The organism is Fervidicola ferrireducens (genome assembly GCF_001562425.1).
Classification (GTDB): Bacteria; Bacillota; Thermosediminibacteria; order Thermosediminibacterales; family Thermosediminibacteraceae; genus Fervidicola; species Fervidicola ferrireducens.
On sequence record NZ_LOED01000009.1, the window covers coordinates 1 to 14,782 of the forward strand.

General features: G+C 43.4%; 14 protein-coding genes. All 14 read left to right on the forward strand.

Annotation, left to right across the window (positions count from 1 at the left end; translation table 11 throughout):
* Positions 1 to 223 precede the first annotated feature (223 nt).
* The 14 genes from AN618_RS04750 (at position 224) to hslV (ending at position 14,770) form a co-directional block, all read left to right on the forward strand.
* On the forward strand, positions 224 to 742 hold the full coding sequence (locus AN618_RS04750) for a hypothetical protein (RefSeq protein WP_066352714.1): 519 nt from the start codon (positions 224 to 226) through the stop codon (positions 740 to 742).
* Positions 743 to 815: 73 nt separating this feature from the next.
* Positions 816 to 1,544, forward strand: coding sequence for a hypothetical protein (locus tag AN618_RS04755; RefSeq protein WP_066352717.1), 729 nt, complete (start codon positions 816 to 818; stop codon positions 1,542 to 1,544).
* A gap of 17 nt (positions 1,545 to 1,561) precedes the next feature.
* Complete coding sequence (locus tag AN618_RS04760) at positions 1,562 to 2,032, forward strand: hypothetical protein (protein WP_066352719.1); 471 nt, start codon at positions 1,562 to 1,564, stop codon at positions 2,030 to 2,032.
* Positions 2,033 to 2,255: 223 nt separating this feature from the next.
* Positions 2,256 to 3,506 carry a recombination directionality factor gene (locus AN618_RS04765; protein WP_066352721.1) on the forward strand — a complete coding sequence of 417 codons (1,251 nt, stop codon included), beginning with the start codon at positions 2,256 to 2,258 and terminating at the stop codon, positions 3,504 to 3,506.
* 62 nt (positions 3,507 to 3,568) lie between these two features.
* Positions 3,569 to 4,624 carry a DUF3854 domain-containing protein gene (locus AN618_RS04770; RefSeq protein WP_066352723.1) on the forward strand — a complete coding sequence of 352 codons (1,056 nt, stop codon included), beginning with the start codon at positions 3,569 to 3,571 and terminating at the stop codon, positions 4,622 to 4,624.
* A gap of 142 nt (positions 4,625 to 4,766) precedes the next feature.
* Positions 4,767 to 4,958: a hypothetical protein gene (locus AN618_RS04775; protein WP_066352724.1), complete on the forward strand. Its 192-nt coding sequence runs from the start codon at positions 4,767 to 4,769 to the stop codon at positions 4,956 to 4,958.
* A gap of 91 nt (positions 4,959 to 5,049) precedes the next feature.
* Positions 5,050 to 6,693, forward strand: a complete 1,644-nt coding sequence (locus AN618_RS12595; RefSeq protein ID WP_083515051.1) for a recombinase family protein — start codon at positions 5,050 to 5,052, stop codon at positions 6,691 to 6,693.
* Positions 6,593 to 8,053 (forward strand): YifB family Mg chelatase-like AAA ATPase, encoded by a 1,461-nt coding sequence (locus tag AN618_RS04780; RefSeq protein ID WP_083515052.1) that lies wholly within the window; start codon positions 6,593 to 6,595, stop codon positions 8,051 to 8,053. The genes AN618_RS12595 and AN618_RS04780 overlap by 101 nt, the downstream gene beginning before the upstream one ends.
* Positions 8,054 to 8,176: 123 nt before the next feature.
* Complete coding sequence (cobO, locus tag AN618_RS04785) at positions 8,177 to 8,704, forward strand: cob(I)yrinic acid a,c-diamide adenosyltransferase (RefSeq protein ID WP_066352726.1); 528 nt, start codon at positions 8,177 to 8,179, stop codon at positions 8,702 to 8,704.
* A gap of 11 nt (positions 8,705 to 8,715) precedes the next feature.
* Complete coding sequence (dprA, locus tag AN618_RS04790; RefSeq protein ID WP_245628404.1) at positions 8,716 to 9,798, forward strand: DNA-processing protein DprA; 1,083 nt, start codon at positions 8,716 to 8,718, stop codon at positions 9,796 to 9,798.
* A 9-nt stretch (positions 9,799 to 9,807) separates the two neighbouring features.
* Positions 9,808 to 11,889, forward strand: a complete 2,082-nt coding sequence (gene topA, locus AN618_RS04795) for a type I DNA topoisomerase (RefSeq protein WP_066352733.1) — start codon at positions 9,808 to 9,810, stop codon at positions 11,887 to 11,889.
* Positions 11,890 to 11,892: 3 nt separating this feature from the next.
* Positions 11,893 to 13,206 carry a methylenetetrahydrofolate--tRNA-(uracil(54)-C(5))-methyltransferase (FADH(2)-oxidizing) TrmFO gene (trmFO, locus tag AN618_RS04800; protein ID WP_066352735.1) on the forward strand — a complete coding sequence of 438 codons (1,314 nt, stop codon included), beginning with the start codon at positions 11,893 to 11,895 and terminating at the stop codon, positions 13,204 to 13,206.
* A gap of 119 nt (positions 13,207 to 13,325) precedes the next feature.
* On the forward strand, positions 13,326 to 14,240 hold the full coding sequence (gene xerC, locus AN618_RS04805) for a tyrosine recombinase XerC (RefSeq protein WP_066352736.1): 915 nt from the start codon (positions 13,326 to 13,328) through the stop codon (positions 14,238 to 14,240).
* Complete coding sequence (hslV, locus tag AN618_RS04810) at positions 14,240 to 14,770, forward strand: ATP-dependent protease subunit HslV (RefSeq protein ID WP_066352738.1); 531 nt, start codon at positions 14,240 to 14,242, stop codon at positions 14,768 to 14,770. The genes xerC and hslV overlap by 1 nt, the downstream gene beginning before the upstream one ends.
* Positions 14,771 to 14,782: the final 12 nt, after the last annotated feature.

Genomic DNA, 14,782 nt, shown 5'->3' on the forward strand with positions numbered 1-14,782 from the left:
CCTCGGAGGGCAAATCAAATATCCGGGAAGGAGGCGAAAGCCTGGTCTGGGGGCCGGCTTGGCTGGAGATAAAAACAGTCAAGTTTTTTGAACCAGGAAGTCACACAGTGTAAATTTGCTTCATGAGAATGGGTTGCCCCGTGGATCAAGCAATTCATCTCCACCTTATAGAAGGTGGAGATGAATTGCTTATTTTTCGTTAAAGTAGGAGGGAGTGAAAGAAATGGCCGATGTTAAATGCCCTTTGTGCGGCCGCACCGTAGACGCACGGGGGCTTAAGAGCCATCAGGGTAGCTACGAGTGTGTCACCAAGGGTACTTATAGAGAAAATAAAGCCGCTGGGCTTACCGTGTTTAAATACCTGCGCCCTAATTCACCGTTCTTTACGATGTTCAACGACCTCTTTAAGAGAGATATTGTCGGATACACAAAGGGATGGTATAGACACAAGTCAAAGTTTCAGTATGGTTACTGGGGGCCTCAGTGGCTCTACCCGCTCTGGCAGTTATATGGGCTCGCCCCACCTCAAGACAGGAAACTTCTGATAACTTTGTATAAACGTCTCAACGAAGCCGACAAACTGAAGGAACTTGCCCAAATCATTGCCGAAGCCTACGATGACATCTCGGCTGCACTTCGACAAGCTACCAACATTAACAGCGAATGCCGCAAACTGTTCTGGGGAAAATTGTGCAGCGGCAATATCCTAGAAGCTATAGCTACGATCAAACTAAGCGGATGATTACCAAACAACAGGGAGGAAATCGTTGTGGGGTTAAACTTGAGTTATGTTTCAAAAGATAGGAGGGGTTAAGATGGGATTAGATTTAACTCTAATCCCAAAGGATGAATATTTGATCGCAAGGCTTGATGAAACATCTTTTCACGGTGAAATAAAGAAAACAATAAGAAAGGCAATACAAGATGCAGCAACTTACTATAGAACCATTTCACCGCAGACTCTTGAATATTTGGTAGCGCTGGGACGATTGTCCAGCCGTACAGAGGAAGATACGTATTTCATTAATTTGTTCTACCATTTATACGGTCCAAACAGCCAATTGCCTGACTTACAACCATTACTTGCTAAGTATAAGTTCATAATTGATGATGAAGCACTCATGTTCGAATCCAAGGTGGGCTCTTATTCCACTATCCACTATCTGCGTTCTTTCTGCGACAAGGTTTTCGAATACTTGAAGAAAGGCATTCCGGCAAATACAGAAGAAACCGTACGCGAAATATTGGAAGAATGCGCCAAGAACGGTTGTGACTATAGTTATGAGCACTGCCCTGCGCTGTGTTACCATTCCGACTGCGAAGGATATTACCTTCCAACCACCGAACCATTTGACTTTGAACACAGTTCTTCATACAAGCTAGCCATTGAATTAGTTCGGCTCTATTCAAGTGGTGCAATAGATATACTTAATAATAAGTTTAGGGATAAAGCCAGTGTAGGGAATATATTGTGGTCTTTTAAAATCCTTATGTATTATGCCTTGTCCAGTCTTGAGCATGATGAAATTTTGGAATTCTGCTAAGTGGAGGAGGAAAGCCGATGTCATTTCACGTCTTACAAGCCGAAGCCTGCCCTATATGCAGCTCGCCATATATTTCCGTTCCTTACCGCCAAATCATGAATACCGTCAAACGAGATAAGTTAGGTCGGTGCAGGTTGATCGGCTTGGTGAATAAGAATACCGAGAGCCAGTGCCATTGTTCGGCATGCGATAGCAACTTTGACACCCCACTTGACATGATACTTGTCCTCACTAATGACGGCCTGTTCGGTGTTACCGCAGAGGATTACCAGGAATGGTCGTATTTGTCTATCGTTCGCGTGCCGTTTGCTAAGAAGGGTAATGATATTCTCCTCCTTCCGAAAGAACCTGAAGAAGTCCTATACATTTCTCCGCTTGACGATATAACATCTTCTTTAGCATATGCGCTTTACAGCGGGCCTAAAAACGAAGCAAAACAGGCTTTTTCTATACTTATAACATTGGCCCACGATTCGGTTGCTCATTAGCTGGCTCTTTTAAAAAACAAACAAATGTTCGATAAAAAATTGAAAAAATTTGAGAAAGCGGAAGAAAAATTATTAAACCTATTATGAAAACTGCAAATTTGAGGAGAGCGAACATTTGTTTTATTAGTTTAAAATGCATAAAATAAAAACATAAGAACAATGTGAGGAGATTATAAGGTTATTTTGCGTATTTTCGATAATTTTCGATAAAGGAGGTTTTCCCATGGCTATAAAGGGTTGGAGTGACGTTGTACGTCTGCCCAGGTTAGGGAAAATAGCCCTGGGGGTGAAAGACGAACAGGGGATCCCCCGGGCTGTCGATTATTTCGTAGTGCCGCCTGAAGTACAAGCAATATACGGGCCAAAACCAAAAGAGCTAGATATACTAATACCCTCTGAAGATATAGACAGCTTTTTCCCCATTTTCCTTAAACGTTACGGCGAACAATACGGATTGCTTTGCAGAGGCGATGGTGAAGTCGCATCGGTTTCAGCAGACTATATTGTAAGCGGCGGAGGCGAAGAATACGGCATAATCTACAACAACGGCCGTTTCATACATGCAGAAACGGGCGAAGAACTGGAAGTGGAGGACGGCAGCGGAAGAAAATGGGTAAAATACCCGTGCCCGTATAAAGAATGCAAGTTCTACAAAACTCAAAGATGCACCGAAGTTGCCACACTCAACGTGATACTCTACAAGGTGCCGGGCATTCTCGGGGTATACAGTCTCGATACCGGCAGCTTTAATAGTTACGTTAATATAAGGAATGCACTAACTATTCTCCGTGGCATCTTCGGAAAAGTCAGCTTCATCCCCTTAAAGCTTAAGGTGAGAATGCAGGAACTACATCCGTTTGTTAAAGGTAAAAGAATAAAGACCGTTAAACCCGTCTTATATATTGATATGGGCGACCTTAACTTCGAACAGGTAGCTGCAATGATAAAAAATAAACTTAAGCCCGAAAAGTTTAATTTTAACCTAGACTTTCTCCCCATCACTTGCAACATAGGGATAGAACCTGCCGATGAAGATGAAAAACCTGAACTGCTTTATCCACCTGTCAATGAGGATGTCATCGATGAAGAAGACGAAGAATATGAAACCGAATATGACGAAAAAACCATGGAAACGGGCGACGAAAGCAAAGAAGTATTCTCCATACAAGAGGGAGGGACACCCGAGGAATATTTAAACGAAGAACATTTAGATGAAGAAGAAAGAGATGAGAAAGAGGGGATATTCAAAGCTCTAACTCCAGCGAAAAAGAAAGTAACGTCTAAAGGAGTGTTCACATATATACGGGCGGCATGCATGAAAGGCCCCTTCGGCAAAGGCGAATTATGCGAAGTCTATGCAGTAGGGGACGGGCTGTTGGAAGTTGCACCATATCAGGATTTCAGTGCAGAGATCCTTTCATATAAAGATGGAGCTGTGCTTGTAGATAATGTGTTGATTGAAAAGAGCGCGTAAGAAAGACGGGGCTTCCCACAAAGCATGGGAAGCCCCATTCCTAAATGTGGAGGGGTTACTGAATGCTCCAGATGTATGAACTTAGCATTAGTGAAGTGCGCAACCTCCGTCGTGCCGCAGGAGACGAACTGCGTGGTGACTGCCCTTTCTGCAACGACCATAAGGGACATCTCTATATAAATCCAGTTAAGGGGGTGTTCTATTGCCAACGATGTGCTGCAGCAGGGAAAATTACTGAGAAAATAATACAGAAAGGGCAGATCGATAAGTGTTCATATCGCTTTCCGCGAGAAAGGCAAACAACAAAATTAAATATAAAACAGCTCGACAAAGTTTACAATACATTGCTGAGATGTCTCGACCTAAAAAAAGAACATTACTATCATTTACTTGGGCGAGGTTTTTCGGGAGAATTAATAAGAATAAAAGGATATAAGTCATTAAATTCCTCTGAAGACCTAGCAGAATTAGCAGAAAGAATTGCAAGTACGACCAGCGTAGCTGACATCCCGGGATTTTATCAGAAAGATGGCAGATGGATGCTGGTAGAAGACAATGGCCTCTTGATTCCTTGTAGGAATTTTGAAGGTAAAATATGGGGTATACAAATCAGGACAGACGATCGCTCAAAAGGCAGGAAGTACTGCTGGCTATCATCGGCAGGAAGGGAAAACGGCACAAAAGCAACAGCGGTATATCATGTTGCAGTGCCAACAAAACTAGTGAACACAAAAAATGTACCGAAACGGGTCTGGATAACCGAAGGCCCGCTTAAAGGTGACTACTCTGCAGAAAAAATGGGAGAAATATTTATTTGTGTGCCAGGTGTTAATACGTGGAAACGTACTAGAATAGTGGAAGAGTTAAAACGAAAAAAGATACAGGAAGCTATTATTTGCTACGATGCCGATGCTGCAACCAATATATACGTTGCTGAAGCGGCATACCAACTTTATAAGGCACTGAGAAGTAAAGGTATCCAAGTACAATTTGCATGGTGGGAAATAGAGAAAGGTAAGGGGATTGACGATCTCCTTAAGAACGGATGTTATCCAAATATTGTATCCTTTGAAAATTGGCAGAAGAGGAATCAATTAGACAGGGCAATCCGGTCGTAATACGGCCGGGTTGCCTTTTTTTATTTCTATAAACTCCTTAAACTCTTTTTCTCTTCTGTATTACGGGGAGGTGAATAAGAACGCCACCATTTTGCTTGGTAGAGAAAAAATAGAAAATAAGTTATGTGTGGCGATGAAATAAATGATAGAATATAAATTCAGAAAAGGGATTACAAATGAAGATGGCGCTGAAGAGAAGATCCGAAAGGCTTACGATTTCGTTTTAAAAAAATTTTTAGAGAAATATAACATTATTGATGTAGAGGAAATTATTCACGATAAAGATTTAAGTGGTTTAACAACATCTCATAACAAATCATTTATGATATCATAAGAACAGGGGAAGGAGGTGTAGCCCCGCCGGTAGGGACAAAAATCATAGAATAAATCGAACAAATGATAAATCCCCGGCGGTATAAGTCGTTATGAGAGCTGCCATATATGCCAGAGTATCGACTGAAGAGCAAACAAAAGGATACTCAATACAAGACCAAATCGAAAAAGCTACGCAAAAAGCTAAAGAGCTTGGCGCAACATCAATTACTATTTTTAAAGATGAGGGCTACAGCGGTGCAGACCCTAACAGACCTGCACTGCAAGAACTAATTTCAAAGGTAAAGCAGGGGTTCTTTGACCTCGTAGTGTGCTACGATGTAGACCGGTGGGCACGAGACCTGTACGACCAGTTAGCTTTTGCAGAAATAGTGGAAAAATATGCTAAACTCGAATTCGTAACCCATTCAAGAGGCGACCCGGACAGCCCTGAAGATAACCTATTTTTCCAGATGAAAGGGGCTTTCGCCCAGTATGAAAGGGCAAAGATAAAACAGCGAACTATGGCGGGGCGGTATGCAAAAGCACACTCCGGCAAAATAGTTATTCCCGGTGGATGGCCTGGGCACCCCGGGCCTTACGGCTATATTTACAACGGCGACAGTGAAAACCCTCAATTTGAAATAGTCGAACATGAAGCCGAAATAGTCCGGAAGATGTTTTACTGGATTGCTAAAGAAGGGCTAGGAATAGGTGCTGTAACTATAAGGCTTAACGAAGAAAAAATCCCGCCTCCTCACGGGAAACAGTGGTATACGTCAACGGTGAATAGAATTCTCCACAATGAGGTTTATATAGGCAACTTTTATAATTTCAAGTTTAAAACAGAAATAAGCGAAGACAGAAAAAGAAGGTATCGGAAGAGATCGAAAGATCAATGGATAAAGGTGCAAGTTCCCCCCATTATTCCGAAAGAACTATGGGAAGAAGCACATGCCAAAATAAAGGAAAACGGGATTAAAACAAGAGTGGGACGCAAACATGAATACTTAATGGCTGGCAGGATAGTTTGCGGGTTTTGCGGCAGAAAATACTACACCACGCCTCAAAGCGGGAAGCCATACTACAGGTGCTCAGGCAAAAAAAGAATTGTAAGTTTAGAGACATGCAAATCCCCCATCCTCCCAGCTCATACCAACAGAAAAACACTCGGCGTTGACGATATAGTCTGGGCGGCAGTAAAAGAGAGACTCAAAAACCCTGATATTATTATCGAAGAATTAAAAAAACTGGCAAGCGAAAGGATAACTGAGGAAACCGACGCGATAAAGGAAAAGATAAAGGAAAAAAGAAACCGTTTATCTCAACTGGAACGACAAAAAGATAGACTTATAGATCTGTATCTAAACAACATAATTACAAAAGAAGATTTGTCTAGAAGAATTGAACCAATCAATAAGCAAATTGATGCCTTAATGGAAGAAATAAGGATAGAAGAGATGAAGTTGGAAGAAATGGAATTTGAAAAGAAGCACCCGTTGAGATTTGAGGAGGTCATAAAGAAGTATTCAGAACATCTAGAAACGTTGACTTTTAAAGAAAAAAGAGAAATAATAGATATGTTGGATATAACTGTTACTGTAAAACCTGGCGGGGAAGTTGAAATAAATTGGCCTTTTGAGGAGAATATAACATGTGGGAATTATATCAACATTGGATATTGTGGGACTTCCGGACACGGCGGTCAGGGAGTCGCGGGAGCGGGTGAGAGCAGCTATAAAAAATCAGGATTTTGATTTTCCCATAAAAAGGATTACGCTGAATCTTGCACCGGCTGACATAAAAAAAGAAGGCCCTCACTTCGACTTTCCGATTGCCTTGGGTATCTTAGCTGCTACCGAACAAGTTCCGGCAAGTGCGCTAGAAGGGTATGCGATTGTTGGGGAACTATCTCTCGATGGAAGGGTAAGGCCGATAAATGGAATTTTACCTATGGCGATAGAGGTAAAGCAGAAAGCTTTAAAAGGGATAGTTGTTCCATTGGAAAACGCCGAGGAGGCTGCTGTAATTAAAGGTATAGAGGTAATAGGTGTAAAAAGCTTGAAAGAAGCAGTGGAATATTTTAAAGGTGAATTTAAACCGGATGATATAGCATCCAAAGTCCAGGACGCGTTTAGCTTAGATTTCGAAGGGGATTTTTCGGAGGTAAAAGGGCAGGAGGTTATAAAAAGAGCTTTGGAGATAGCGGCAGCCGGCCATCACAACCTCATAATGGTTGGACCTCCCGGTTCGGGCAAGACGATGATAGCAAAGCGTATTCCCACGATTTTACCTTCCATGACTTTTGAAGAATCCTTAGAATTAACAAAAATTTACAGTATTGCCGGGCTTTTGGCGGGCAAATCTTCTTTGATAAAGACTAGGCCGTTCAGGGCACCCCACCACAGTATTACCCCGGTGGGGTTGGTGGGCGGCGGTCGAATACCAAGGCCTGGCGAAGTAAGCCTTGCACACCACGGTGTTTTATTTTTAGACGAGTTGCCGGAATTCTCGAAGGAAATTTTGGAACTGCTTCGCGAACCGCTGGAAGAAGGCAAGATAACCATTTCAAGAATGAACGCGACGGTTACCTATCCTGCAAGTTTCATGCTGGTTGCGGCTATGAATCCATGTCCGTGCGGATATTTTCAGGACCCTTTCCACGAATGTTCCTGCCCGCCACACAAAGTGCATAGTTATTTGAGCAAAATCTCAGGGCCGCTGCTCGATAGGATAGATATGCAGGTTGGTGTTTTACCCGTTGCGTTTTCCGATTTGGAAAAAGTCAACTCTACGGATTCGGCCACAATAAGAAACAGGGTTGAACTGGCAAGAAAATTGCAGCTTATGCGTTATAAGGGGCAAAACATTTTCTATAATTCCCAGCTTACCCCGGCTATGGTAAATAAATACTGCAAGCTGGGCAAGGCTGAAAAACTTTTAATGAAGGAGGCTTTCGAAAAGTTAAAGTTAAGTGCAAGGGCTCACAATAAAATTCTGAAGGTGGCGAGGACCATAGCGGATTTGGATCAGTCGGAAAACATCAAAGAAATTCACCTGGCCGAGGCCTTGCAATTTAGGAACCTGGATAAATACTTCCAATATTTAAAGGTATGAGGGGAAAAAATTTCCCGGGACATAGCAAAAAATACCATTTTGTGACAAGCGATGTTTTGCCCCAATAATCTTTGACCAAAAAGGGAATATATGTTATCATTTTTTGTTAAAGGAGTGATACATATGAAATCCAAAAAGGGACTGGTTTTGGTTTATACAGGAAATGGCAAGGGCAAGACTACAGCGGCTTTTGGGTTGGCTTTGAGGGCAATCGGACACGGGGAAAAGGTATATATGATTCAGTTCATGAAGGGGAGCCCCGATTACGGTGAAGTGCAGGCCGCAAAGTATTTACCCAACTTCCAGCTGGTTCAAAAGGGGAGAGATTGTTTCGTTAAAAAGGGAAATCCCGCCCCGGAAGATTTGAAAATAGCCAGAGAAGGTATTGAATTGGCCAGGGATGTCATTTCCAGTGGAGAGTATGACCTTGTCATACTTGATGAAATAAACGTGGCCGTAGATTACGGCCTGATACCCGAAGAAGAGGTTCTGAATTTGATAGATTTAAAACCCGAGAGGACCACGCTGGTACTGACGGGTCGTTATGCTACGGAAAAATTGATGGAAAAAGCTGATATGGTGAGCGAAGTAAAAGAAATAAAGCACCATTACAAAAAAGGTATATCTGCGCAACCTGGTATAGAATACTAATATACTGAGGGATGGCAATGGCAGAGCTTGAGTTGTTGGTGGCTCTGAATATGATCCCCTACCTCGGGCCAGTGAGGATAAGGGGATTATTAAATTGCTTTAACACCTATTCGGATTTTATGAACGCGACGAGAGAAAGATTGCTGAGCGTGCCGGAAGTCACTCCCAAAATATGCGATATAATATTGGAATTCAGAAAAAAAGTTAATCCTTTCGATGAGATAGAAAGGATAAAAAAACTCGGAGCTAAAATAATAACCATCGAAGACGAAGAGTATCCCCGGCTTTTGGCGGAAATTTATGATCCGCCCGTGGTACTTTACGTTCTGGGAGAAGCATCTGTGTTAAATATGGAATCTATTGCGATAGTGGGGACGCGAAAACCCACATCTTACGGGCAAAAAATAGCGGAGCAAATAGCCGGGGAACTTGCAGAATTCAATATAAACGTCGTAAGCGGGATGGCCCGGGGCATCGATTCTTTTGCCCATAAAGGCGCTCTAAAAGCTGGCGGCCCCACCACGGCCGTTCTGGGATGCGGTATAGACGTTGTTTATCCCCTGGAAAATCACGAACTTATGAAAAAGATAGTTAAAAAGGGGTGTGTCATTACCAGCTTTCCTGCCAATTCGAAACCCTTGCCATCTAATTTTCCTGCTAGAAATAGAATTATAAGCGGTATGACGAGGGGGACGCTGGTGGTAGAAGCGGCTGAAAAAAGCGGTGCGTTGATTACTGCCGATTTTGCTTTAGAGCAGGGCAGGGACGTTTTTGCGGTGCCCGGGAGTGTATTCAGCCCTTACAGCCGCGGTACTCACAAGCTTATAAAGCAGGGAGCGAAATTAGTAGAATGCGCAAACGATATATTGGAGGAACTGAATTTAAGGAAAAATGATTCTGCAGAAATAAAAGAGCCCGACCTTACGTTAGAGGAATCGGAAGTATTAGACATGATAGATTATACTCCCGTGAATATAGAATTTATCGTGCAAAAAACGAATAAACCTCCTGGGGAAATAAACGCCGTAATAACCCGACTTCAACTGAAAAATATGATAACATTATTGCCTGGAGGATATGTAATGAAAATTTGAGGTGATGATATGGCAAAGTCGCTCATAATAGTTGAATCTCCGGCCAAAGCAAAGACTATCAGCCGTTTTTTGGGAAAGGAATACAAGGTAGTAGCCTCTATGGGTCATGTCAGGGACCTGCCGAAAAGCCAGCTCGGCATTGATATTGAAAATGGCTTTATGCCAAAATATATAACCATCCGAGGGAAAGGGCCCTTGATAGAAAACTTAAAAAAAGAGGCTGCCAAAGCGAAAAACGTCTTGCTTGCTACCGACCCGGACAGGGAGGGTGAAGCCATATCGTGGCACCTTGCGCATCTTTTAGAGCTTCCACTTGAATCCCCGTGCAGAGTGGAATTCCATGAAATAACAAAAAATGCCGTTTCCGAATCCTTGCGCCACCCTCGAAAGATAGATATGAATCTGGTAGATGCCCAGCAGGCGAGAAGAATTTTGGACCGACTGGTGGGTTACAAAATAAGCCCGATTTTGTGGCGCAAGGTCAAGTGGGGATTGAGTGCCGGCAGGGTTCAATCGGCGGCCGTGAGGATGATATGCGACAGGGAAAAGGAGATAGCTGAATTTGTCCCTGAAGAATACTGGACGATTGAGGCAGAACTTGCATGTCAGGAAGGTGGCAATGCTTTCCTTGCCAAGCTTCATTCCAGGGGCGACGAAAAACTAAGTCTAAAAGACCGTAATGCGGTGGAAAAAATCGTAGCCGATTTGCAAAAAGAAATCTTTACGGTAGTAGAGGTCAAAAAAGGCGAGCGTCGCCGCAACCCGTCACCGCCTTTTACGACGAGCACCATGCAGCAAGAAGCATCAAGAAAACTGGGCTTTACCGCCAAGAAGACGATGATGGTAGCCCAGCAGCTTTACGAGGGACTTGATATCGAGGGAGAGGGCACTGTCGGCCTTGTAACGTATATAAGGACCGATTCGACTAGAATATCGGAACAAGCTCAAAAAGAGGCCAGAGAGTATATATTGAAAAATTATGGAACAGAATATATAGGAAGCGGTACGTCGGCTCAAAAGAACAAAAAGAATATTCAGGATGCACATGAAGCCATAAGACCCACTTCCGTTTTCCGGCATCCCGAATCTATTAAGAACTCACTGACTGCTGACCAGTACAAACTCTATAAATTGATATGGGAAAGGTTCGTGGCAAGCCAGATGGCACCGGCGGTGTACGATACTGTTTCAGCGGAAATAAAAGCGGGGGACTATGTTTTTAAGGCTTCAGGTTCAACCCTTAAATTTTCTGGTTTCATGGCCGTTTATACAGAAGGAGCCGACGAAGAAACAGAAAGGGAAGAAGGTTTGCTGCCCGAACTTACTGAAGGGCAGACTCTCGTGCTCTTACAAATCAAACCCGAACAGCATTTTACCCAGCCGCCACCCAGGTATACTGAAGCCATGCTGGTAAAAGCGCTGGAGGAAAGGGGTATAGGTCGTCCGAGCACTTATGCGCCCATTATAGATACAATTCAAAAAAGGGGTTACGTAAAAAAGGAAAAGGGAAGGTTTAAGCCGACGGAATTGGGGCAAATAGTGACCGAAATATTGAAGGAATACTTTAGCGATATAGTGGACCTCGATTTTACCGCAGAAATGGAAAATCAGCTGGATAAAATCGAATCGGGAGAGGAAAACTGGCAGCGAATCGTAGAATCTTTTTACGAACCTTTCAAGGAGAAGCTTAAGGTAGCAGAAGAAAAAATCGAGGAAGTGAAGATTGAAGATGAAGTTACTGATGAAAAGTGTGAGATATGCGGCAGAAATATGGTGATAAAACGCGGAAGGTACGGCGAATTCATGGCGTGTTCCGGCTTCCCGGAATGCCGGAATACAAAGCCGCTAATAGAGCAGGTTGGCGTCAAATGCCCCAAGTGCGGCGGCGATATAGTAGTTAGAAAATCAAAAAAAGGACGGAAATTCTACGGATGCAGCAACTATCCCGACTGCGATTTTGTATTGTGGGATCCACCCAGCGAAATCCCTTGTCCCCGTTGCGGCAGCTTGATGGTGGAAAAGACTGTGAGAAACGAAAAGATCGCAGTATGCACTAATCCCGAATGCGGCTATAAAAAATCGGAGGGATGAAAGATGGAAAAGATAAAGGTCATTGGCGGCGGGTTGGCTGGATGCGAAGCGGCATGGCATATCGCAAATATGGGGTTTAAGGTAGAACTTTACGAGATGAGGCCGTTAAAGACTACTCCGGCCCACCATACCGACAAACTGGCCGAGCTTGTATGCAGCAATTCTCTTAGGTCTAACGAGCTCACCAATGCTGCGGGGCTTTTAAAAGAAGAAATGCGGCTTTTGGGTTCTTTGATCATAGAAAAAGCCGAGGAAAACAGCGTTCCGGCCGGTGCGGCTCTTGCCGTTGACCGGGAAAGGTTTTCCTCGGCTGTAACTGCTGCAATTGAGGAACACCCCCTAATTGAGATAAAAAGGGAAGAAGTGGTTAATATACCCGAGCCTCCTGCCATTATAGCGACTGGCCCTCTAACCTCAGAGGCATTATCTAAAGCTATAAGCAAATTTTTGGGGAAGGAATACCTTTACTTTTACGACGCTGCTGCTCCTATCATTACTAGGGATTCCATAGATTGGAATGTTGCTTTCTGGGGTTCGAGGTACAACAAAGGTGACGAAGATTATGTGAATTTGCCGATGACAGAAGAGGAGTATATGGAGTTTTACAACGAACTGATAAATGCCGAAGTACATCCCCTTAAAGAATTTGAAAAGCCGGTATTTTTCGAAGGGTGCATGCCCATCGAAGTGATGGCGAAAAGAGGCCCCAAGACGCTTCTTTTCGGGCCGTTAAAGCCGGTAGGAATAATAGACCCGAGAACTGGCAAGCAGCCTTTCGCTGTAGTTCAGCTCAGAAAAGAAAACAAAGAAGGCACTCTATTCAACATGGTAGGTTTTCAGACGAGCCTAAAATGGCCGGAACAAAAAAGGGTTTTCAGTAAAATTCCGGGCTTAAAAGACCCCGAGTTCGTGCGCTACGGTTTTATACACAGGAATACGTTTATAATGAGCCCTAAATTCTTACATCCCTGGCTTGAAGTAAAGTCGGCTCAGGGGCTATTTTTTGCAGGGCAAATAACCGGAGTGGAAGGGTATATAGAATCGGCGGCATCCGGAATAGTAGCAGGAATTAACATGGTTCGCCGCATGAAAGGGCAAACCCCCATTCCGTTCCCATTGGAGACCGTGATAGGGTCGCTTTGCAATTATGTGGCTACTGCCGATCCCAGGAATTTTCAGCCGATGAAAGCCAATTTCGGTTTGCTCCCCCCGCTTGACGTGAGGGTAAAGTCAAAAAAGGAGAGAAATCAGCTTTTAGCCGAGCGTTCCGTAGAAGTACTGAAGAAATTTATAAAAGCAAATGGGTTAAAAATGTAGGTTAGGTCATAATTTCAAAAAAATTTAACATATAATTTAAAAATAATTTAGAATTTAATCTTGCATAAAATCAAAGGTTGTGGTAGTATATTAGTTGTTCGCTGCGAGGTTGAAAAGCCATGGAATACGAGGTGGTAGACAGCTTTTTAAATTACATAAAAGCAGCTAAGAACCAATCGGAGAATACCCTGAAAGCCTATGCCAATGACTTGGGGCAGTTTATAGAATATTTGGAACAGAATAAAATGTCCGAAACAAAGAGTTTGAAGAATATAACTCACCTGGATATAAGAGGTTTTCTGGCCTATTTAAAGGAAAAAGGGGTTGCAAAAAAAAGCATAACCAGAAAACTTTCGGCTTTGAGGAGCTTTTTTAAATATCTCACTACGGAAGGAATAATATCCGAAGACCCTACCAAAATGGTGCAGGGGATGAAACTCCCCAAAAAATTGCCGCTGTTTTTATACCCCGCGGAAATAGAAGCGCTGCTTTCGGCTCCGAAAAATGACGTGCTGGGGATTCGCGATAGAGCTATCATGGAGCTTTTATATGCCACCGGCGTGAGGGTTGGCGAACTCGTATCGATAAAGCTGAAGGATGTAAACATGGGTGCCAATTTCATAATAGTATACGGCAAAGGTTCCCGGGAGAGAATGGTGTTTTTCGGGTCGAAGGCGGCGGAAAGCCTGGAAGAATATTTGAAAAAAAGCAGGCCTTATCTTGTAAAAAATTTAAGCTGCGAGTATCTTTTTCTGAACAAGAACGGAACCAGGTTGACCGATAGAAGCGTGAGGAGGATTATAGATAAGTACGTGAAAGAATTATCTTTGAACAAAAATATCAGTCCCCATACCTTGAGGCATACATTTGCAACTCACATGCTGAACAATGGGGCCGATCTTAAAACTGTCCAGGAATTATTGGGACATGTGAGCTTGTCTACAACGCAGCTATACACTCATGTGACAAAAGAGAGGCTAAAGGAAATATACGATAAGGTTTTTCCCCGCGCAAAAAAGAAGGAGGAAAGCTGATGTTTTCCGCGACTACAATAGTAGCCATAGTAAATCAAAAGGGCGCCGCAATGGCGGGAGACGGACAGGTTACTTTCGGACAGAACACCATAATGAAGCACCATGCCAAAAAGGTGCGGAAAATATATAACGGTCGGGTGCTGGCAGGCTTTGCCGGTTCGGTGGCTGATGCGGTGACCCTTTTCGAGAAGTTTGAGTCGAAACTTGAGGAATTTCACGGCAATCTTGTAAGGGCTGCCGTAGAGCTGGCGAAAGAATGGCGCACCGACAGAATGCTCAGGAAGTTGGAGGCTTTACTGATAGCAGCCGACAGGGAACATATTTTCATCATCTCGGGAAGCGGAGAAGTGGTGGAACCCGACGACGGCATAGCGGCAATAGGGTCCGGAGGGCCCTATGCTCTTGCAGCTGCCAGAGCACTTTCCCGATTTACGGATTTACCTCCTGAAAAAATAGTCCAGGAAGCTTTAAAAATTGCAGCAGATATATGCGTTTACACGAACGATTACATATCAGTGGAAGTTCTCTAAGGAGGGAAAGAA